Source organism: Marivita sp., from assembly GCF_022763305.1.
In the GTDB taxonomy this organism is placed as follows: Bacteria; Pseudomonadota; Alphaproteobacteria; order Rhodobacterales; family Rhodobacteraceae; genus Marivita.
Genome location: NZ_JALEGT010000100.1, coordinates 33,490 through 52,920 on the forward strand (window position 1 = coordinate 33,490; position 19,431 = coordinate 52,920).

The following is a 19,431-nucleotide window of genomic DNA, read 5'->3' on the forward strand; positions in this document are numbered from 1 at the left end:
ACGCGGGATTTTGCCGAAACCTCAACATCTTGCGATCACCAGTTATCACGGAACCATTTAACCGCACGCTTCAGCGAACGCGCCGGATAGCGGTCTACAGGGATCTCGAAGTCCCACCATTCGTCCTGCGGATTGGCTGCAAAGAGGCACAAACCGACTGCGCTCGCGAATCCCGGCCCCGTTGCTGCCTGCGGCAGACCGTGCACGCGCATCGGCCGACCAAGCCGCACCTGCTGGCCGAGTATCTTGGTGGCCAGACCATCCAGACCGGGGATCTGGCTGGCCCCACCGGTGAGCACGATCTGCTGACTGGGCAGGTGCTCGAACCCGGCCACATCCAGGCGTGCCCGCACCTCTTCGAGGATCTCCTCGACCCGGGGGCGCATGATGCCGATCAACTCGGCCCGGCTGACCGACCGGCGGTCGTGATGCCAGTCGCCGGTATCGCCGCCGATTTCGATCATGTCGCGATCATCCATGCCCGTGGCGACAACGCCGCCATGGAAGGTCTTGATCCGCTCGGCCACCGCCATCGGCACCTGAAGCCCCATCGAGATGTCGCTGGTCACATGATCGCCGCCCATTCGCACCGCGTCGGCGTAAATCATGTGCTTTTTCATGAAGATGGACAGGCCAGTTGATCCACCGCCCATGTCGATGCAGGCGGCACCCAGTTCCTGTTCGTCCTCGACCAGAGCCGACACGCCCGACACATAGGCCGAGCTTGCGATACCCGCGAGTTCGAGGTCGCAGCGCTTCATGCAATGCGCGAGGTTCTGGATCGCCATCGCATCAACCGTGAGCATGTGCATGTCGACCGCCAGTTCCTGACCGATCTGACCGCGCGGGTCGATCAGTCCACTGCGATGATCCAGCGCGAAATTGACAGGCTGCGCATGCAGGACTTCGCGTCCGTGGCCGAACTCGGGCACATCGCAGGCGGACAGAACGCGCGCGACATCCTGCTCGTCCACAGTGGTCCCGGCCACCTCGACCCGACCGGCAAGGCCATAGCTGCGCGGATCGGCCCCGGCAAAGCAGGCGATCACGTGATCGACGCGAATCTGCGCCATCTTCTGCGCCGCCTGCACAGCGGTCCGGATGGCGCGTTCGGTCTCGCTCATCGAATCGATCTCGCCAAAGCGCACACCCCGCGACCGCGTTGTGGCCGCCCCGATCACGCGGAAGCCGGACTGACCGGCCAGAGACCCGATGCTGTCTGTCTCGATGACCCGATCCGTGCCGTCAAATCGCAGAACAAGGCACGCGATCTTTGAGCTGCCGATGTCGAGAATGGCAATCACCCCTCTCTGCATCGCCGCCTTGCGCATGTTGCGCATCGCCCGCTGTGACTCGTATAGCTCGATCATTGCCGTTGTTCCCCTGCCTCGATCGCCCGGATGCGGATGAGTTCCTGCACCGCTCCGTCTGTCATTCTGAGTGTTGGCCGGTTGGGCAGCCGCAGATCGACCGCGACCAAATCCCGTTCCAGCATGTCGACCGCCTGATCCATGGCGATCACCCGTTCCAATGCCTGCACCGCGTCTGTTTCCGGCAGCAGGATGCGCTGATCCCGATCAAGAACGACATCCCAGCGCCGCTCTCCCATGCGCACCAGCCCCCGCAAACGCGACGACAGCGGCTCTGCGGCCGCCACTAGGTCCAGGGCTTCGGTGACATGCGCGTCCGCACCATCGCCGACGATCAGCGGCAATTCCGGCCAATCCGCCCGCACAAAAGCCGGGCCGACCAGAACGCCCTCGTTGTCCAGAAGCTGCAAACCCCGTTCATTGCGCCAGAGCACAACGGGGATACGTTCCACCACATCGACCTGCAGGACGTTGCCCTGCCGAACATACAGCCGGGCCGATTTGACCGGATCGAGCGAAACAACGGTTTCACGCATCACTTCAAGATCGAGGTCGAAGGAACTGATCGGAAAGTCCAAAGGCAGGATCTGACGGATGCCATCGGCAACGATGTCGCTCGCCCCATCCACGACCATCATGTTGACCATGAACTCAGGGCGGCTTTCCACCTGCGACCGCAGATCGGCATAGGTGTCGATGATCTTCATCCGGTTGTCATCGACCGACAGCCACCAGCTTGCGATCCCGAAGGTCAGCAGGCACGGCAGCCCGAAGCGCAGCACCAGTCGGAAGAGCGGAGTCAGCATCAGCCGCTCCATCCGGTATTTCAGGCGCGATGGCGCCGGATCGGGGCGTGCGTTCATCTGTGACATGACGCATCCTCCACCATCCAGCGACAGAGCTGACCGAAAGTCATCCCGGTATGCGCCGCCTGTTCCGGCGTCAGCGAGGTCGGTGTCATGCCCGGCTGGGTGTTTGTTTCCAGCAGGATAAGACCTGCCAGTCCCCTGCTTTCGTCCCAGCGGAAATCGGTGCGGGTCACGCCCTTGCAGCCCAGTGCGGTGTGCGCGCGTACGGCATAGTCAAGGCAGGCTGCGGTGATCTCGTCCGGCACGTCCGCAGGCAGCACGTGCCGCGACCCACCGGGTTTGTACTTGGCATCGTAGTCGTACCAGCCATCGGTCAGGATGTCGGTCACGCAGAGCGCCCGGTCCCCGACCACCGTCGTCGTCAGTTCCCGTCCGGGCGCAAAGGCTTCGACCATCACGGTCTCGGGCATATCGTCGGAAAGCTGAGGCGGCTCATTGGCGCCCTCGCTGACAAGGTAGACCCCGACTGAAGAGCCTTCGTTGAACGGTTTGACAACGTAAGGCGGAGACATGACATGGCGCTTCCGAACTTCGTCGCGGGCGGCCAGAACGCTTTCGACCACGGGCAACCCATGGCGGCGATACACATCCTTGGTGCGTTCCTTGTCCATCGCAAGGGCCGAGGCCAGCACGCCCGAATGGGTATACGGGATGCCCAGCCATTCCAGCAGGCCCTGAACGCAGCCATCCTCGCCCCAGCGACCATGCAGCGCGTTGAAACAGACATCGGGGGCAAGCGCAGTCAGTACGGATGCAAGGTTACGGCCTGCATCGACCTCGTGAACCTCGAAACCTTCGTCCCGCAAAGCGGCGGCGCATTCACGCCCTGTCGACAGGGACACCTCGCGTTCGGCCGAGGGGCCACCCATCAGAACTGCCACTTTCGGGTTTGCCCTGCTCGACATACCCAAAACCGCCTCAAATTGGGGGTTTACCCCCATTTCTGCCTGGGGCTGAGCCCCTTGTTATGATGTGCAACCTGCCCGGCGCACCGCCTTCACCTGCGGGGGTTGATCCCCCGTCCGGTCACGCCTCGTTTGCCAACGGCTCACCGACGCGCTTGATTTCCCATTCTAACTCTATTCCAGAGTGCAAGAAAACCTTTTTTCTCACCTCTTCGCCCAATCCCTCAAGGTCCGCCGCCGTCGCCCCCCCGGTGTTGACGAGGAAGTTCGAATGTTTGGGTGACATCTGCGCCCCGCCGCGCGTGGCCCCGCGCATTCCCGCGTCGTCGATCACCTTCCACGCCTTGAGATCGTGCACGTCATCCGCCTGCCCGGTCGAGGAAAACCCCGCCGGATTGCGAAAGGTGCTGCCGGCCGTCCGGTCCTTGGTGGGTTGCGTCGCATCGCGCTTGGCCAGTTGCTCTTCCATCCGCGCAGTCAGAGCCGTCGGGTCCCCCGGCGCGCCCTCGAACACGGCTTCGATTACGACCGCGCCTTCAGGCAGAACACTGGACCGATAGGCCAGGTGCAAGTCTGCGGCAGGCAGCGTGACCACCTCGCCCGTGCGCAAAACCGCCCGTATTTCAACAAGATGATCCGCGACATAGGACCCGTAGCAGCCCGCGTTCATGCACACGGCGCCCCCGATGGCCCCGGGAATGGTGCGCAGAAAGGTCAGATCGACCCCGGCCTCTGCCGCCTTGCGCGCCACATGTGCATCCAGCGCCGCAGCCCCCGCCGTCACCCGGGTGCCGTCAATGGAAATGCCGTTGAATCCCCGCCCCAACCGGATCACCACCGCGCGCAGACCTCCATCGCGCACGATCAGGTTCGATCCGACCCCCATGGGGAAAACGTCGATGCCCGCAGGCAGGTCGCGCAGGAAATCGGACAGGTCCTGCACATCGGCAGGCTGGAACAGCCAATCGGCCGGCCCGCCCACGCGCAACCAGGTCAGATCGGACAGCGGGCGTTGAGGCGTCAATGTGCCCCGGACATCAGGAAGCGTGATCATGCCCCGCGTTTTGCCCAAAGGGCCGCGGCGCGTAAAGCCTCATTCGGACGGACGGGACCCGCTGCGCAGCACCCAGGCGATGAAATACCGCAAGGGCCAGCGGAAGACGCTCATCACGGCAACAGTAAAGGCCAAGCCCCAGTACATCCCGTCCGACATGTAGACCCAGATCAGGATCGGCGCGCCCAGCGCCATCAGCAGATAGGCCCGCCGCCAGTGGTTGTCATTTGAGGGCAGCGCCCCAAGGATCGCCGCAAGGATGATCCAGCAACAGGCCGCGCTCAGGGAATAGCTCATCATTCGGGATGCTCCACCAATTGTCCGGTCAGGCGGTTCCAGAAATACCGCAACGGGTTACGAAACATCGACACAAACGCAAGCATCGCGGCACACGCCGCCCAGATACCCACGGACTGTCCGATCAGACCAATCAGCACTGGGGCCGCGATCAGCAGCACCAGCCCGGGTGCATACTGGTATCGCATCGGCAGCATCGCCACCGAGACCGACGCAAAGACCCATCCAATCGAGAGCCAAACCAGCATATCCGCCCGTGCCTTGTTCTCACCTGCGCGTTTTGCACTAGGCCCCGTTTCGGGCCAAAACACGACCTCAGAATGGTGAAGCCAAGGAAATCTCGGGAAAGGTGTGTGGGCCGGGCGCGTTTCGGTCGACCGAAACGCGGGATGCGTTGACGCATCCCCCCGCCCTCACCCGACAGGCGCAGCCAAGACCCAGCCTGCCACCTCCTCCGCGGCCGCCAGCGCGCCTTCGAGATAGCCACCCATCTCGGGCGCCAATTCGCTCGACGCAAAGAAAAGGCGACTGCCTTGGGTCGGCACCAATGCCGAGGGGCGTCCATAGGCCGGATGGTGGGTCAGCGGGGCCCGGTCGGCGGCCACCGCCGTCAGGCTTTCCTCGGCCCAGTCGGTGTAGAACACCTCCACCGGCGAGGCCGCACGCGGCCCGAAGAGGCGCGTCAATTGCGCCACGGAGGCAGAGATCACCTTGTCACGACGCCCCGCCCGCGTGGCGGCAGGCACCCCCAGAAAGCCGAACAGCGCCCCGCCGCTGTCGGCGCTGGCATCGTGGATTTCCGCCAGAGGTCCCAACTGGCTGGTTGCATCTCCGGACAGGCCATCCTCGCGCCAGAACGGGGCGTCATAGACCGCGACGAACTTGGCATGCCCCGCCATCCAGGTCGGCACACGCTCCAGGGCTGACCGAACAGGCCCCGGCAGGTCCGGCGTGAACGCCAAACTCGCCGCGACACGGGGTGGCACAGCCAGCACCACCTGATCGAAGGCCTGCGGATCGCCTTCCGCGAACCCCAGCACACCATCGGCCGACACCGAGCGCACCACACGGCCTGTCTCGACACACCCCTCGGGCAACCGCGCGGCCAGAGCGTTGACAAGCGCGCCCATCCCGCCGCGCAGCCGCAAGGAGCCCTGCATCGAGGCAAACCCGCGACCCCGGATCACGGCGCCTTGGGCGGTTTCGAAGAGCTGTGCGCCCTCCGCATATTGCGCAAAAACCTCCAGCCCCAACTTCTGCACAAGCGACGCCATGCGCGGCTGTCCCGGCCAGAACCACGAGGGCCCCAGATCAAACCACTGCGCGCCGATCCGCACCGTCGATACCCGACCGCCCAACCGGTCACGCCCTTCGAACAGGCGCACCCTCCGCCCGGCACGGTGCAGCCTGTCCGCAAGCGCCAGCCCGGTCAGGCCACCGCCGACAATCGCCACAGTCGTGGTCAAGGTCAGACCGTGGGGGCTTGGGCAAAGGGCAGATGACCCGTCTTCATCCAGAGCTTTGCGCCGTCAGGTCCTGCCGTCGCCCGCAAGGGCACACCGTCGGGCAGCCGCAGCCAGGACCACGGGACAAGGTCATCCGCGCCTTCCCACACAGCGCCCTCCAGCACCAGCAGCTCGATACCACCCGTCGCGTCTTCGGTCAGTTCAGCCCCCGGTTCGAGCACCACATAGGACACCACCTCGCGCGCATCACGGTGCAACTCGGCCCGCGCAATCCCGTTCTGCACCGATCCAAGCTGTGCGTCGATGTCCCGTCGGAACTGGGTGCGGTCCTCCAGATCGAATTGCCAGAGCTTGACGAAGATCGTGCAGCCCTCCGCCGCGCCGGGTGTGTGCGAAGTGGTCGGCGGATTGCGCACATAGGTGCCCACAGGGTAGTCGCCATGTTCGTCCTGGAACACGCCCTCCAGCACCAGAAACTCCTCACCGCCGGTGTGGGTGTGGGCCGAAAACGCGCTGCCCGGCGCGTAGCGCACGATCGAGGTCGCCCGCGCCACCTCGTCACCGATCCGGTCAAGCATGCGCCGATCGACCCCCGGCATGGGCGAGGCGATCCACGGTGCGTCGCCCGCATGCACCACCACACGCTTGGTGAAATCCGCATTGAGGTTCATCGCGTCGCTCCCGCTGCAAAACAAGCATCTCAAGTGGTAGCCGCAGCGCGCCAGCAGTTAAAGACGGTCCTCAGGTCTTTTCCGGTTTCAAAACGCCTAGAGGCGAGGCAGAGCGCCACGGTGCACCCTCCCGTTTTCGGTCAACCGAAAACGAGGATGCGTCGACGCATCCTCCGCCCCCGCCCTATTTCGCCAACCGCTCCGGCAGCCCATTGGCCCAGGCGCTGATCGTCCCGGCCCCGAGGCAGACGACCATATCCCCCGGACGGGCCTGTTCGCGCACCAGTCGCTCCAGATCGTCCTCGTTCAGGATTGCCCGCGCGTGGCGGTGGCCATGGCGGATGAGGCCCGCCACCAGATCATCGCGCGAGGCACCTGCGATGGGGTCTTCGCCGGCCGCAAACACCTCGGCAATGGCGACCACATCCGCCTCGTTGAAACAGGCGCAGAAATCGTCAAAGAGGTTCGACAGACGCGTATAGCGGTGCGGCTGGTGGATCGCGATGACGCGCCCTTCGGAGGCCTGTCGCGCGGCCTTGAGCACGGCGGCAATCTCGACCGGGTGGTGGCCGTAATCGTCGATGATCGTGACCCCATTCCACTCCCCCACCTTGGTGAAGCGGCGGTTGACCCCGCCGAAGGCCGCCAGCGCCTGACGGATTTCCTCTTTCTTCATGCCCAGATGGCGGGCCACCGCCACAGCGGACAGCGCGTTCGACACGTTGTGATCGCCGGGCATGGGCAAGGTACAGCCCTCGATGCTGTCGCCCTCGGCCTGCAGCGCGATGTCGAAATGCGCGACGCCCTTTTCGTAGCGGAGGTTCACCGCCCGGACATCGGCCTGTGCGTTGAAGCCATAGGTCACCACGCGGCGGTCGGTGACCTTGCCCACCAGACGTTGCACCTCTTCGTGGTCGGTGCAGCAAACAGCGATGCCGTAGAACGGGATGTTCGACACAAAGTCCTGAAACCCTTGCCGCAGGCGTTCGAAATCGCCCCAGTGTTCCATGTGTTCGGGGTCGATATTGGTGACGATGCCGATGGTCGCAGGCAGACGGTTGAACGAGCCGTCGCTCTCGTCGGCCTCGACCACCATCCATTCGCCCTGCCCCATCCGCGCATTCGAGCCGTAGGCGTGGATGATGCCGCCATTGATTACGGTGGGATCAAACCCGCCCGCCACCATAAGCTCGGCCATCATCGTTGTGGTGGTGGTTTTTCCGTGTGTGCCCGCAATCGCGATGTTCGACTTGAGCCGCATCAGTTCTGCCAGCATGTCGGCACGGCGCACCACCGGCAGGCCACGCTTGCGCGCCTCGTCCAACTCGGGATTGCCCGGTTTGATCGCGGTCGAGACGACAACCACCTCGGCCCCGTCGAGGTTCTCGGCCCGCTGACCTTCGAAGATGCGCGCGCCCAGATCGGCCAGCCGGTTGGTGATCTTGCTGGCCTTCAGGTCCGATCCTTGCACCGTGTAGCCCAGATTGACCAGCACCTCGGCAATGCCGGACATGCCGATACCGCCGATGCCGACGAAATGGATGGCCCCGATATCGACGGGAAGTTTGGTGGCGGCGTTCATTCGGTCTGTCCTTCAGGATCACTTGGGGTTTGGCCGGCCAGCCTTTCGACCAGCGCGGCAAGGTCTTGTGCGGCCTCGGGTCTGGCCTGCGAAAGGGCGGCCAGCGACATTTGCAAAGCGCCCTGCGGGTTTTGCAAAACCGCAAGGATCTGTTCGGCGAGGCTGTCGACAGTGAGCTTGCTTTCGGGAATGCGGATCGCGGCCCCCGCCTCGACCAGCCCGCGCGCATTTGCGGTCTGGTGATCGCCTGTGGCGGCGGCGAAAGGCACAAGGATCGACGGGCGTCCGATGACCGAGATGTCCGCGACACTCGACGCACCGGAGCGCGAGATCACAAGCTGCGCTTCGGTCATCCGGTTCGGAACATCGTTGAAAAAGGGCTGCACATCGGCGTTGACGCCATGTTCGGCGTAATAGGCGGCGACGCGGTCGCCATCCTCGTCCCGCGCCTGATGACTGACGCGCAGATGCTGGAGCGTTTCGAGCGGCAGCGACGCGATGGCGGGCGGCACCACGTCAGACAGGATGCGCGCGCCCTGACTGCCACCGATCACGAGGATCGACATCGGATAGTCGCCGGGTGGAATATAGGCGGCCCCGGCACGGTCCTTGACCGCAAGCCGTACGGGGTTGCCCACATGCACGCCCTCGACGCCATCAGGAAGGGTCGTGGGCCATGTGCCACAGGCCACGCAGTGAACGCGTTTGGCAAAGATCGCGTTGACCCGGCCAAGAACGCCATTCTGTTCATGGATCATCCGGGGCCGCCGCAAGAGCAGGGCCGCCCCAAGCGCCGGGATCGACGGGTAGCCGCCAAAACCAACCACCACGTCGGGCCGGTCGCGCAGCATGCGCCACGACATCGACAGAACTCCGCCCAAGACGCGCAGAGGCACCATCGCCTTTGCCAGAACACCGCCGCGCGCGAATGTTGCGCTGCTCACCTGTTCGATCTCGGTGGAATGGGGAAAACCGCCCGTGTACCGCGCGCCGCGGGCATCGGTCGAGAGCTTCACCCGCCAGCCCCGGCGCAGCATGACCTCGGCCAGCGCCTGCGCCGGAAACATGTGGCCACCGGTCCCGCCGGCTGCGATGACAAGATAGGGTTTGCGCATAGTTCCCCCGCCCAAGGAATGACGGACAGAGACCTGTCCTGACGGCGTTTGTCAACAAACCAGCACGGGATTCACCCCATATAAGGGGATTATCGCATCCGACCTCGCAAGATATCGCCGATTTCGCCCTGCGGACGGCTGCGCGTGAAAGCCAGAAGCATGCCCACCGCAATGCCTCCCGCGATCAGGGACGACCCCCCGTAACTCACGAAAGGAAGGGTCATGCCCTTGGCGGGCAGAAGGCGCACCGCCACCCCCATGTTGATCATCGCCTGAACGCCGAACATGCAGGCCAGCCCTGTGCCCGCCAGACGGATGAACGGATCGCGTTCGCGCATCAGCCGCAGCAGCGAGCGCACCACGATCGTGGCGTAGAGCGCGATGATGATCAGGACCAGAACCAGCCCGTATTCCTCGGCGGCGACGGCGATGATGAAGTCCGTATGGGCATCCGGCAGCGACCATTTCACCTGGCCTTCACCGACACCCACGCCGAAGAACCCGCCTTCGCGGATGGCATTGGTCGCGTAGCCAAGCTGGGTGGTCGGATCGACATCGGGGCTGAGAAAGCCGTCGATACGGCGCGCGAAGTGTTCGGAGTTCTGGTAGGCCACCGTGCCCCCCAGCACCACCATCCCCGCGATGATCATCAGCAGCAGCATCGGCGCGCCCGCCACGAAATACATCACGCCCCAGCCGAACAGGACAAGACAGGCCTGTCCGAAATCCGGCTGAAGGGCGAGCATGAGAACGATGCTGGTGGTGATGGCAAAAGACAGGGTCTTGCCGGGAGGTCCGCCCAGATCCTGGCTTGCGGCGAGAAACCATGCGGTCACGATGACGAAGGTCGGTTTCAGGAACTCGGACGGTTGCACCGAGGCGAATCCCAGCGAGTACCAGCGCACCGCGCCCTTGCCGAAGTCGGTGCCGAAGAACGGCAGCAGTGCCAGCGCAACGAAGGCTGCGGCGAATCCCAGCACGGCCAGACGGCGTACGACGATGGGCCCCATCATCGACACGAAGATCATGACACCCAGCGCCAGCCCACCAAAGACGGCCTGCCGCTGTACGTAGTGAAAAGGTGCGAACCCGTTGCGCTCGGCCAGCGGCGGAGAGGCCGCGAGCCCCAGCAGGATGCCGATCCCGAAGAGGATCAGGATGCAGGACAAGCTCCATTTGTCGACGGTGCGCCACCATTTCGGCAACACAGGTTCACCCGCGCGGGTGGGCACCGCGCCATAGACCATCTCTGTCATGGTTTCACCGCTATTTCTGCCTCGGTCACCCGTGTTTTTCCGGGTCTTGGTCCGCACTCTAGCCGATATGATTCGCCCGATCCAGTGGAATGATTCGGCTTGTGCCTCTTGCGCATCGCGCCGTTCCGTGGTCGGTGCCCGCATGCAGGTGAATACGCTGATCCTTGGGGCCGGAGCCGCCGGCATGATGTGCGCAGCCCATGCCGGGCCGTCAGTACTGGTCATCGACCATGCCAAGGCGCCAGGTGAGAAGATCCGCATCTCGGGCGGCGGGCGCTGCAACTTCACCAACATGCACACCGATCCGGCGCGGTTCCTCGGGCAGAACCCGCATTTCCACAAATCCGCGCTGAGCCGGTACACCCAGTGGGATTTCGTTGACCTTGTGGACCGCTACAGGATCGCATGGCACGAAAAGACGCTGGGGCAGCTTTTCTGTGACAACAAGGCGACGCAGATCGTCGACATGCTGCGGGCCGAAATGGCGCAGGTGGGGGCCGATCTCTGGCTGCAAACATCGCTCGCCGATCTGAGCCATGACGGTGCTCGCTTCGTGGCAGAGCTCGAACGGGACGGCAAACGCCACCGCATCACCGCACGTCATCTCGTACTGGCGACGGGAGGCAAGTCGATCCCCAAGATGGGTGCCACGGGCTTGGCCTACGACATCGCGCGGCAGTTCGGCCATCGGGTCACCGACACCCGCCCGGCGCTTGTGCCGCTGACCTTTTCGGACCAGCGCTTTGCCGCGATTTCCGGTGTCTCGACCCCGGTGATCGCGCAAGCCAACGGCACCGCGTTCGAAGAGGCGATGCTTTTCACCCATCGCGGTCTCAGCGGGCCAGCAGTTCTGCAGATTTCCAGCTACTGGACCGAGGGCGACAGCATTTCCGTCAATCTGCTGCCCGGTCATGATCTGGCGTCCAGCCTGAAATCCGCGCGCCGAAGCCAGGGCAAGCGCAACGTGACCACCGCACTGGCCGAGGTCCTGCCCGATCGGCTGGTGACACACTTGTCCGCTGACCTGCATCTGGACGGCAATGTCGGCGACCTGTCCGACAAACGCATCGACGAGATCACCGACCGCCTACGCCGCTGGACCCTGACACCCTCGGGCAGCGAAGGCTACCGCACGGCCGAGGTCACGCTGGGCGGCATCGCCACCGACCGGATCGACAGCAAGTCGATGATGTCGCGCGACGTACCCGGTCTCTTCATGATCGGAGAAGCGGTGGATGTGACCGGCTGGCTGGGCGGGTATAACTTCCAATGGGCCTGGAGTTCGGGTGTCGCCGCCGGACGGGCCATTGCGAACCGGGCTTGAAGTTTTACAAAATTGTTACATCTTCGCGGGATGCCTTCGAGCCCCGCCATGTCTTCATCGCCATTTGCCATCCTGCGGGGTCCACTCCGGGATTTGGCGAACCTCCTGTCGGGCGGTGGAGATTTTCCGCGCGCGCAGGAACGCATCTGGATCAATCCGTCTCGGATGACCCGGATCTATACGCGCAACCCAGCACAGACGCCGGATTACAAGCGGCGTCATTCCGGGATGGTGCTTGCCGGGGACTGGGACCAGCGGACCGAACCGATTGACGAGTCCTGGAAAATCGCCGCCTGTCTTGCGCATTTCCGTGATGGTGTCGCCTGGGAGGAGACCGGCATCTACGACCGGATGCACGAGATGGTCAAAACGCGCGGGCAGTTCGACAGCTGTCGGACAATGGAGGACATTGTTGCGAGATACCAAACAATTGACGCGCTTTATGCGGATATTCTGAAGAATGGCTATCGTGACGAAACGGTTCACCGCCTTGGCAGCCCGCGTCTGCCTGAAGGCGTCTATGTGCATCTGGATCGTCACGGCGACCCGATCTTCGGAGCCATTGGCAACCATCGCCTGGCCATCGCGCGCGCGCTTGGTCTGACGCGCATTCCGGCGCAGCTTGGTGTCGTTCATCCGGACGCCATCGAACGCAACGCCTTGAAGCGTCTGCGCCGCGATATCGAATGAGCCGCGTCAGCAAGGCCATCGCGGCCGGTTTGCCTGCAAAGATGATCCGCGATGTGACGAACCGGCTTCGGTTCGGTCCGGACGCGCCGCAAAGCGACGAATTGATCTGGATCCGACCGCATGACGTCACGCACTTCTATCGGGCCGATCCCGCCCAAGGCGCACCCCGGTTCCGTCGTCGCCACTCTGGCATGGTGGCCGGCGGCGATTGGGATCAGTCGCGCAAGCCGTTCGGGAGCCAGATCAAGCTCGACAGCATCCGCGATCACTTCGAGCATGGCGTGCCCTGGCAAGAGACCGCGATCTTCGGCTGGATGCTCAAGCGGATGGAGAAGGAAGGCACAGTCGACGGGTTCACAAGCCGCGAGGAGCTGATTGCGCGCTACGACGGTCTTGATCGCATCTACGAGGAGGCCAAACGCACAGGCACCTTGCGGCCGCATGGCAGCGTGAATGACACCCGCGGCGAACATGGCGGCATCCTCGTGCATATCGCCCGCGATGGCACACCTTTGCGCGACGGCGGCGGCATGCACCGCTTTGCGATTGCTTACATTCTTGGTCTGGAACGAATCCCGGCGCAGCTTGGCGTGATCCATGTGGATGCTGTGAAATCAGGTGTGCTGCACACACTCCGGCAAGGGCCGGTTCGGCAGTAAACCGCCGGTTGTTCGGATGCCTTGCGGGAACGGTTTTCCCGTGCCCGGTGTTGACCGGCTGCAACAACACATGGAGACCATCATGTTCAAGCAGCTTGCAACCGGCATGGCCTTTTCGGCTTTCGCAACCATGGGCATCGCCGCCCAGACCGTGAGCGAGATCGACGTGTCCGTTGATCTTCCCGCTATCGAAAACAGCGAGGCCGCCCAGGTCTGGACATCCCTGGGCAACGACCTCGAAACCGCAATTGCCGAGCGCATCGCGCCCCAGCTTGGCGAAGACGGGTCCGAAGTGGTCGTCGATATCAACGAGGTGGCCTTGGCATCGGCTTTCGAGAACGCCTACGCGCTTGAGGACTCCACCCTGTCCGGTCTCGTCGAAATCCGCGTGCCGGGCCTGCTGAACAACGAGGAATACGAGCTGTCAGTCACTGCAGGTCAGGCCATGTCGGCCGCCTCGCCGGATGTCGATCTGGCCAGCATGACCATCGCCAGTGTCGAAGTGTATCGGGCGATGATCGACGCTTTCGCAGACAACGTCGCTCAGAAACTGAAGTAAATCAACGACCTGACTTGCAGGCGAACAGCCTGCGGGTCAGCGTTCAAGCAGCGCCTTGACCAGTGCCGCAAAATCCTCGCCGCGTTTCTCGAAGCTGTCATACTGGTCGAAACTCGCCGCCGCAGGCGCCAGCAGCACGACATCGCCCGGTTCCGCTTCGGCGGCGGCGCGGGCCACAGCGGCCTCCATCGTGCCACAGGCCTCGGCCTCGACACCGGTCAGTTGCACCGCAAACCCGTCCGCCTCGCGTCCGATGACATAGGCTTTGCGCACGTTCTCATAGCCGGGGATCAACCCGTCCAGCCCGCCTTCCTTCTGCAAGCCGCCGCAGATCCAGCGGATGTTCTTGAACGCCTGCAACGCCTTCAAGGCCGAGTCCACATTGGTCGCTTTACTGTCGTTCACAAAAGTCACGCCGTTCTTTTCACCGATGATCTGGCTGCGATGCGGCAGACCGGCAAAGGACTTCATCGCGGCTTCGATCTGGCGTGGGGCCACGCCCAGCGCACGGGTGGCCGCATAGGCGGCGCAGGCGTTCTGGTGGTTGTGCGCACCGGGCAAGCCCTTGATCTCACGCAGGTCGATGGAGCCCACCTGTTTGCCCTTGCGCCATTCGGTCAGGAACCCCTTGCGCGCATAAACATGCCAGCCCGGTCCCGTCAGTTTCTGCCCCGAAGAGATGCGGATCACCCGATCATCCCCCGGCCCTTCGGAGAGCTGGTTGGCGATATAAAGCCCTTCGTTTTCGTCCACACCGATGACCGCGCGATCCGGTCCACCTTCGGCAAAAAGCCTGCGCTTGGCCGCGAAATACCCGCCCAGCCCGGCGTGCCGGTCAAGGTGATCCGGCGACAGGTTTGTGAACACCGCCACATCCGGCGTCAGCGCGCGGGCCAGATCGGTCTGGTAGCTGGACAGCTCCAGCACCACCACATCGCCATCGCCCGGAGGGTCGATGTCCAGAACACCCCGCCCGATATTGCCCGCCAACTGGCTGTGCCGGTCGGTGGTGGTCAGGATGTGATGGATCAGCGCCGAGGTGGTGGATTTGCCGTTCGACCCGGTCACCGCGATCACGCGCGGGGCGGTGTCGAACTCGTCCCAGTCTTTCGTTGCCAGCGACCGGAAGAACAGGCCGATGTCATTGTCCACCGGCACACCCGCCGCCCAGGCCTTGGCGATCACGGGGTTCGGCGCGGGATAAAGATGCGGGATACCGGGGCTGACGATCAGGCAGGCGATGGCGTCGAAGGCTCCATCGCGGGTCAACTCGCGGGTCTCGAACCCTTCGGCCTCGGCCGCCTCGCGGGCTTTGGGGTTGTCGTCCCAGCAGATCGCCGTAGCACCCCCTGCCCGCAACGCACGCGCCGCCGACAGGCCCGACCGGCCCAACCCCAACACGGCCACCTGATGGCCTTCAAAACCCTGAACGGGGATCATCGCGCACCTCTTGCTTGGTCCGCCAATCGCTACCGCATCTGTGGCCCGTGGAAAAGATCAGCCGTTGAGCTTGCGCAGACGTGCCGTCACCGACAGCCCGTGCGCCTCGAGCGATTCCGACCGGGCCAGTGTTTCCGCAGCCGGACCGATCGCCCGCAACGCCTCGGGTGACATCTTGGCCAGCGTCGTCCGCTTGAGGAAATCGAGCACAGACAGCCCGGACGAGAACCGCGCCGACCGCGCCGTGGGCAGCACGTGGTTCGGACCGCCGACATAATCGCCAATCGCCTCGGGCGTCCATTGGCCAAGGAAGATTGCACCAGCATGGGTGATCTTCGCCGACAGCGCGTCGGGATCGTCGACGCACAGCTCAAGGTGCTCCGGCGCGATCCGGTCACAGAGCGCCGCCGCCTCGTCCAGATCCCGCACGGTGATCACCGCGCCGAAATCGCGCCAGCTTGCCCCGGCAATCGCACGGCGTTCCAGGGTTTCGAGGCGTGTCTCGACCGCGTCCGACACCGCCTGCCCAAAGGCGGCATCTGTGGTGATCAACAAAGACTGCGCGCTCTCGTCGTGTTCCGCCTGAGACATCAGGTCCAAGGCGATCCAGTCCGGGTCATTCTCGCCATCCGCAATCACGAGGATCTCCGACGGCCCGGCGATCATGTCGATGCCCACCTTGCCGAAGACCCGGCGCTTTGCCGCCGCAACAAAGGCGTTGCCCGGCCCGGTGATCTTGTCCACCGGCGCGATGGTCTCTGTCCCGTAGGCCAGCGCCGCAACCGCCTGCGCGCCACCGATGCGGTAGACCTCGTCCACCCCGGCGATCCGGCAGGCCATCATCACCAGCGGATTGATCACCCCATCCGGCGTCGGCACGGTCACGGCAAGCCGCTTGACCCCCGCAACCTTGGCAGGGACCGCGTTCATCAGGACCGAGGACGGATAGCTGGCCAGCCCGCCGGGCACGTAAAGCCCCGCCGCAGATACAGCCGTCCAGCGCCAGCCCAAGGTGGCCCCTTCCGGATCGGTCCACATCTCGTCCTTGGGCATCTGGCGCGTATGATATGCGCGGATGCGCTCTGCCGCGGTTTCCAGCGCCACGCGTTCGGCTTCGGGAACCTTGGCGATCTCAGCGTCGATCTCTGCCTCGGACACGCGCATCTGCGCAGCGGTCAGGTGCAGCCGGTCGAATTTCGCCGTCAGCTCAAGCACCGCGTCATCGCCGCGCGCCCGCACATCGGCAATGATCCCAGCCACCACGTCGTCCACATCCGGGCTGTCCTCGCGCTTGGCGCTCAGCAGCGCGGCAAAGCGGCTTTCGAAATCGGCATCGGTCGTGGACAGGAATTGCGGCATGACGCCCTCCGGATCAGCTTTGCGCGGTACTTAGACCGCGCCGCCCGAACCCTCAAGCGCCGCGCGTCAGGTCTGCGCCGTCCAGCGCCTTGATCATCAGGACATCATCGCGCCCGACGCCATCAAATAAGACGGACCGGGGTCGCCTGCCGAAGACATGAAAGCCCAGAGCCTGATAAAGCGCCTGCGCGCCGGTGTTCTCTACATCCACGCAAAGTTCGGCCTGCTGGATGCCCGCCACCGCCAACTGCTCCAGCATCGCTTCCATCAACGCCCGGCCAACGCCCTGACGCTGCGCCTCGGGCCGCACGTAAAGCGGGCCGATGTCGGCCATGTGCTGCATCCGACGCGGACCACCGCGCCGCGCCGACACGAAGCCGACCAAGCGTTTGGCATCATCGAATGCCCCGAGGATGAGATTGGCCTCGAGCATCCGCTCCACATCCTTGTTGGGAATTGCGCGGGCTTCTTCGGCACCGAACAGAAACGCCGAGGGCACCTTCATCAGCCCGTCCGCCCAGACGGCGCGATAGGCCGACAGGTCTTTCGGCGTCAGCCGCCGGATGGTCATGCGGGATGGTCCGGCACCTTGCCCGACACCGCCGCATAGGGCCGCGTCACATCGCGCAGCGCAACCTCCAGCTCTGACACCTGCAACCGGATCGCCCCATCCCCCGCCAGCGTCAGGATCACAGCGCCCCCCGCCTCACCCGGTTCAAAGGTGACCGACAGGACCGACAGGATCGTATCCGCGTCGCCGCGCGGGACACCCTGGCTGGCGACCCGTTCCACATTCTCGACCGCCAGCACCGACTGCACCCGCTCAGGAGTGCGCCCGCCCCGCTGTGCAATGGGCACGTCTTCCCACCGGAACCGGTTGAGCAGGATGCCGAACCGCGCCCGGCCGCGCTGCCACTGCATCTCGCTGGCTGGAAAGACCGCATCCTGACAGAGCGCCGACAGCACCTGCAGGTCGTCTTCATCCATCGCAACCAGCCGCAGGGGCCGGGCCGCGCCGTCTTCGAATGTGGCGTCCTGCGTCACTGTTCCTTCACCCGTTCGATCTTGGCCCCGACGCCCGAAAGCTTGCGCACCACGTGTTCATAGCCGCGATCCAGATGATAGACCCGGCTCACGATGGTGTCGCCCTCGGCGGCAAGCCCCGCAAGGATCAGCGACACCGAAGCCCGCAGATCCGTCGCCATCACCGGCGCGCCGCGCAGCTTGTCCACACCTGTCACCCGCGCGATGCCGCCATGGACATCGATCTTCGCGCCCATCCGGGCCAGTTCCGGGGCGTGCATGAAACGATTCTCGAAGATCTTCTCTTCCAGAACGCTGGTGCCCTCGGCTGTGCAGAGCAGCGCCATCATCTGCGCCTGCAGGTCGGTCGGAAAGCCGGGGAACGGCTCGGTTGTCACATCCACCGCCGACACCCGCCCGTTCTTGCGCGCGACCTTCAGCCCGGTCGGCGTTTCCTCGACCGAGATGCCCGCCGCGTCCAGCTTTTCGCAGAACGCCGCCAGCAGGTCGATCGTGCCTCCCAGACACTCCACCTCACCGCCGCAAATCGCGGGGGCCAGCATATAGGTGCCCAGTTCGATCCGGTCCGTGACCACACGATGGGTCGCCCCGCCCAGACGGTCGACACCCTGTATGGTGATCTCGGAAGTGCCTTCGCCGTCGATCTGCGCGCCCATCTTGCGCAGGCACTGCGCCAGATCGACGATCTCGGGCTCACGCGCCGCGTTCTTCAGAACCGTCGTGCCCTTAGCCAGCGTCGCCGCCATCAGCGCGTTTTCGGTTGCCCCGACCGACACAAAGGGAAACTCGACGATCCCACCCTGCAATCCGCCCGCGGGCGCCTTGGCATGGACATAGCCGTCCCGCAGGTCCAGCTCCGCCCCCATCGCCTCGAAGGCCTTGAGGTGCAAATCCACCGGACGCGCGCCAATCGCACAGCCACCGGGCAGCGACACCTCGGCATGTCCGAACCGCGCCAGCAATGGACCAAGGACCAGAATCGACGCCCGCATCTTGCGCACGATGTCATATTCGGCACGCATCGAGCTAAGATCATGGCTCGACATCGCGAGCACCTGCCCGTCCTGAAGCGCCTGCACTTCGGCGCCAAGCGACTGCAACAGCGTGGTCATGGTACGAATGTCGCTCAGACGCGGCGCATTGGTCAGCGTCAGCGGCTCCTCGCTCAGCAGCGTTGCGGGCATGAGCGTAAGGCAGGCGTTCTTGGCACCCGCAATGGGAATCTGGCCGTGCAACGGCCCGTTCCCTGTCACGATAATCTGATCCATATGCTCTACCTGCCCTCGTTCGCCTGTGTGGTGTCTTTGCCATCATCCGTTGCACCCGCCGCGCGCGCCCGCGCCTGCGCCTTGCGCTTGGCCATATTCGCCTTGAGCGCGGCTTTCAGCCTGTCTTCCCGCGCTGCCTGGTCTGTTTTTCCGGATGAAGGTTTCTGCGTCATGCGCACTTCCTATCCCAGAGGCAAAAAAGGGTCCAGATTGCGCTTGCACCGATTTCCGTTTGCGTCTAATCACCCGCCACGCCAACCATGGCGACCCGGCGCTGCTGTAGCTCAGAGGTAGAGCACTCCCTTGGTAAGGGAGAGGTCGAGAGTTCAATTCTCTCCAGCAGCACCATTAACCGTCCAGCGCCATACTGCAGCACCGGACATATAGAGCCTACAGCCCGATTATGCGTCTGCCCCGCCGAAATGGTTTGGGGTGCGGCACCGTTTCGGCGAGACGTATTGAACCGTCAATCCGGCCAGCGCTCCCCTCCAACAGAGCGCAGA

21 protein-coding genes and 1 tRNA gene are annotated in these 19,431 nt (G+C 64.1%); 5 read left to right on the top strand and 17 right to left on the bottom strand.

Annotated features, from left to right (window positions below):
• Positions 1-35 precede the first annotated feature (35 nt).
• From ftsA to ftsW, 11 genes are all read right to left on the bottom strand, one after another.
• Positions 36-1,370 (bottom strand): cell division protein FtsA, encoded by a 1,335-nt coding sequence (ftsA, locus tag MRY75_RS17570; protein WP_292309304.1) that lies wholly within the window; start codon positions 1,368-1,370, stop codon positions 36-38.
• Complete coding sequence (locus MRY75_RS17575) at positions 1,367-2,242, bottom strand: cell division protein FtsQ/DivIB (protein ID WP_292309305.1); 876 nt, start codon at positions 2,240-2,242, stop codon at positions 1,367-1,369. The genes ftsA and MRY75_RS17575 overlap by 4 nt, the downstream gene beginning before the upstream one ends.
• Complete coding sequence (locus tag MRY75_RS17580) at positions 2,230-3,150, bottom strand: D-alanine--D-alanine ligase (protein WP_292309306.1); 921 nt, start codon at positions 3,148-3,150, stop codon at positions 2,230-2,232. Before MRY75_RS17580 ends, MRY75_RS17575 begins: the two co-directional genes overlap by 13 nt.
• 115 nt (positions 3,151-3,265) lie before the next feature.
• Positions 3,266-4,198, bottom strand: a complete 933-nt coding sequence (murB, locus tag MRY75_RS17585; RefSeq protein ID WP_292309307.1) for a UDP-N-acetylmuramate dehydrogenase — start codon at positions 4,196-4,198, stop codon at positions 3,266-3,268.
• Positions 4,199-4,237: 39 nt separating this feature from the next.
• Positions 4,238-4,498, bottom strand: coding sequence for a DUF2484 family protein (locus tag MRY75_RS17590; protein WP_366934947.1), 261 nt, complete (start codon positions 4,496-4,498; stop codon positions 4,238-4,240).
• Entirely contained in the window at positions 4,495-4,743 is a 249-nt protein-coding gene (locus MRY75_RS17595; protein WP_292309308.1) for a DUF2484 family protein, read from the bottom strand. Before MRY75_RS17595 ends, MRY75_RS17590 begins: the two co-directional genes overlap by 4 nt.
• Before the next feature lie 165 nt (positions 4,744-4,908).
• Positions 4,909-5,961, bottom strand: coding sequence for an FAD-dependent oxidoreductase (locus tag MRY75_RS17600; RefSeq protein ID WP_292309309.1), 1,053 nt, complete (start codon positions 5,959-5,961; stop codon positions 4,909-4,911).
• A 2-nt stretch (positions 5,962-5,963) separates the two neighbouring features.
• Positions 5,964-6,632 (bottom strand): cupin domain-containing protein, encoded by a 669-nt coding sequence (locus MRY75_RS17605; protein WP_292309310.1) that lies wholly within the window; start codon positions 6,630-6,632, stop codon positions 5,964-5,966.
• Positions 6,633-6,816: 184 nt separating this feature from the next.
• Entirely contained in the window at positions 6,817-8,214 is a 1,398-nt protein-coding gene (murC, locus tag MRY75_RS17610) for a UDP-N-acetylmuramate--L-alanine ligase (RefSeq protein WP_292309311.1), read from the bottom strand.
• On the bottom strand, positions 8,211-9,329 hold the full coding sequence (locus tag MRY75_RS17615; protein WP_292309312.1) for a UDP-N-acetylglucosamine--N-acetylmuramyl-(pentapeptide) pyrophosphoryl-undecaprenol N-acetylglucosamine transferase: 1,119 nt from the start codon (positions 9,327-9,329) through the stop codon (positions 8,211-8,213). The genes murC and MRY75_RS17615 overlap by 4 nt, the downstream gene beginning before the upstream one ends.
• Positions 9,330-9,418: 89 nt before the next feature.
• The gene (gene ftsW / locus MRY75_RS17620; RefSeq protein ID WP_292309313.1) at positions 9,419-10,585 is read right to left on the bottom strand and encodes a putative lipid II flippase FtsW; all 1,167 of its coding nucleotides are present in this window, start codon (positions 10,583-10,585) and stop codon (positions 9,419-9,421) included.
• 142 nt (positions 10,586-10,727) lie between these two features.
• Here ftsW and MRY75_RS17625 point away from each other — a divergent pair, with 142 nt between their 5' ends.
• The 4 genes from MRY75_RS17625 to MRY75_RS17640 all read left to right on the top strand — a co-directional run bounded on the left by MRY75_RS17625 (position 10,728) and on the right by MRY75_RS17640 (position 13,817).
• On the top strand, positions 10,728-11,909 hold the full coding sequence (locus MRY75_RS17625) for an NAD(P)/FAD-dependent oxidoreductase (RefSeq protein WP_292309314.1): 1,182 nt from the start codon (positions 10,728-10,730) through the stop codon (positions 11,907-11,909).
• A 165-nt stretch (positions 11,910-12,074) separates the two neighbouring features.
• Entirely contained in the window at positions 12,075-12,599 is a 525-nt protein-coding gene (locus tag MRY75_RS17630; protein WP_292309315.1) for a hypothetical protein, read from the top strand.
• Positions 12,596-13,258: a hypothetical protein gene (locus tag MRY75_RS17635; RefSeq protein WP_292309316.1), complete on the top strand. Its 663-nt coding sequence runs from the start codon at positions 12,596-12,598 to the stop codon at positions 13,256-13,258. Before MRY75_RS17630 ends, MRY75_RS17635 begins: the two co-directional genes overlap by 4 nt.
• A gap of 82 nt (positions 13,259-13,340) precedes the next feature.
• Positions 13,341-13,817, top strand: a complete 477-nt coding sequence (locus MRY75_RS17640) for a hypothetical protein (protein ID WP_292309317.1) — start codon at positions 13,341-13,343, stop codon at positions 13,815-13,817.
• A gap of 36 nt (positions 13,818-13,853) precedes the next feature.
• On the opposite strand, the gene murD is transcribed toward MRY75_RS17640, so the two are convergent.
• From murD to MRY75_RS17670, 6 genes are read right to left on the bottom strand one after another with little or no spacing between them, the layout of a single operon-like run.
• Positions 13,854-15,257, bottom strand: a complete 1,404-nt coding sequence (gene murD / locus MRY75_RS17645) for a UDP-N-acetylmuramoyl-L-alanine--D-glutamate ligase (RefSeq protein ID WP_292309318.1) — start codon at positions 15,255-15,257, stop codon at positions 13,854-13,856.
• Between the two features lie 57 nt (positions 15,258-15,314).
• The gene (hisD, locus tag MRY75_RS17650) at positions 15,315-16,616 is read right to left on the bottom strand and encodes a histidinol dehydrogenase (RefSeq protein ID WP_292309319.1); all 1,302 of its coding nucleotides are present in this window, start codon (positions 16,614-16,616) and stop codon (positions 15,315-15,317) included.
• A 52-nt stretch (positions 16,617-16,668) separates the two neighbouring features.
• A complete protein-coding gene (locus MRY75_RS17655) occupies positions 16,669-17,187 on the bottom strand; it encodes a GNAT family N-acetyltransferase (RefSeq protein ID WP_292309320.1) in 519 nt (172 codons plus the stop codon).
• Positions 17,184-17,660, bottom strand: coding sequence for a DUF2948 family protein (locus MRY75_RS17660; protein ID WP_292309321.1), 477 nt, complete (start codon positions 17,658-17,660; stop codon positions 17,184-17,186). Before MRY75_RS17660 ends, MRY75_RS17655 begins: the two co-directional genes overlap by 4 nt.
• Positions 17,657-18,928, bottom strand: a complete 1,272-nt coding sequence (murA, locus tag MRY75_RS17665) for a UDP-N-acetylglucosamine 1-carboxyvinyltransferase (RefSeq protein WP_292309322.1) — start codon at positions 18,926-18,928, stop codon at positions 17,657-17,659. The genes MRY75_RS17660 and murA overlap by 4 nt, the downstream gene beginning before the upstream one ends.
• A 5-nt stretch (positions 18,929-18,933) precedes the next feature.
• Positions 18,934-19,101: a hypothetical protein gene (locus MRY75_RS17670; RefSeq protein WP_292309323.1), complete on the bottom strand. Its 168-nt coding sequence runs from the start codon at positions 19,099-19,101 to the stop codon at positions 18,934-18,936.
• A 100-nt stretch (positions 19,102-19,201) separates the two neighbouring features.
• Between MRY75_RS17670 and MRY75_RS17675 the strand changes: the two genes are divergently transcribed.
• Positions 19,202-19,276 (top strand) — tRNA-Thr (locus MRY75_RS17675).
• Positions 19,277-19,431 lie beyond the last annotated feature (155 nt).

Bases quoted from the DNA above. Each gene is read 5' to 3' on its own strand.
- ftsA (WP_292309304.1), bottom strand. From the start codon at position 1,370: ATGATCGAGCTATACGAGTCACAGCGGGCGATGCGCAACATGCGCAAG.
- MRY75_RS17575 (WP_292309305.1), bottom strand. From the start codon at position 2,242: ATGTCACAGATGAACGCACGCCCCGATCCGGCGCCATCGCGCCTGAAA.
- murB (WP_292309307.1), bottom strand. From the start codon at position 4,198: ATGATCACGCTTCCTGATGTCCGGGGCACATTGACGCCTCAACGCCCG.
- MRY75_RS17590 (WP_366934947.1), bottom strand. From the start codon at position 4,498: ATGATGAGCTATTCCCTGAGCGCGGCCTGTTGCTGGATCATCCTTGCG.
- MRY75_RS17595 (WP_292309308.1), bottom strand. From the start codon at position 4,743: ATGCTGGTTTGGCTCTCGATTGGATGGGTCTTTGCGTCGGTCTCGGTG.
- MRY75_RS17605 (WP_292309310.1), bottom strand. From the start codon at position 6,632: ATGAACCTCAATGCGGATTTCACCAAGCGTGTGGTGGTGCATGCGGGC.
- murC (WP_292309311.1), bottom strand. From the start codon at position 8,214: ATGAACGCCGCCACCAAACTTCCCGTCGATATCGGGGCCATCCATTTC.
- MRY75_RS17615 (WP_292309312.1), bottom strand. From the start codon at position 9,329: ATGCGCAAACCCTATCTTGTCATCGCAGCCGGCGGGACCGGTGGCCAC.
- ftsW (WP_292309313.1), bottom strand. From the start codon at position 10,585: ATGACAGAGATGGTCTATGGCGCGGTGCCCACCCGCGCGGGTGAACCT.
- MRY75_RS17625 (WP_292309314.1), top strand. From the start codon at position 10,728: ATGCAGGTGAATACGCTGATCCTTGGGGCCGGAGCCGCCGGCATGATG.
- MRY75_RS17630 (WP_292309315.1), top strand. From the start codon at position 12,075: ATGACCCGGATCTATACGCGCAACCCAGCACAGACGCCGGATTACAAG.
- MRY75_RS17635 (WP_292309316.1), top strand. From the start codon at position 12,596: ATGAGCCGCGTCAGCAAGGCCATCGCGGCCGGTTTGCCTGCAAAGATG.
- MRY75_RS17640 (WP_292309317.1), top strand. From the start codon at position 13,341: ATGTTCAAGCAGCTTGCAACCGGCATGGCCTTTTCGGCTTTCGCAACC.
- murD (WP_292309318.1), bottom strand. From the start codon at position 15,257: ATGATCCCCGTTCAGGGTTTTGAAGGCCATCAGGTGGCCGTGTTGGGG.
- hisD (WP_292309319.1), bottom strand. From the start codon at position 16,616: ATGCCGCAATTCCTGTCCACGACCGATGCCGATTTCGAAAGCCGCTTT.
- MRY75_RS17655 (WP_292309320.1), bottom strand. From the start codon at position 17,187: ATGACCATCCGGCGGCTGACGCCGAAAGACCTGTCGGCCTATCGCGCC.
- murA (WP_292309322.1), bottom strand. From the start codon at position 18,928: ATGGATCAGATTATCGTGACAGGGAACGGGCCGTTGCACGGCCAGATT.
- MRY75_RS17670 (WP_292309323.1), bottom strand. From the start codon at position 19,101: ATGACGCAGAAACCTTCATCCGGAAAAACAGACCAGGCAGCGCGGGAA.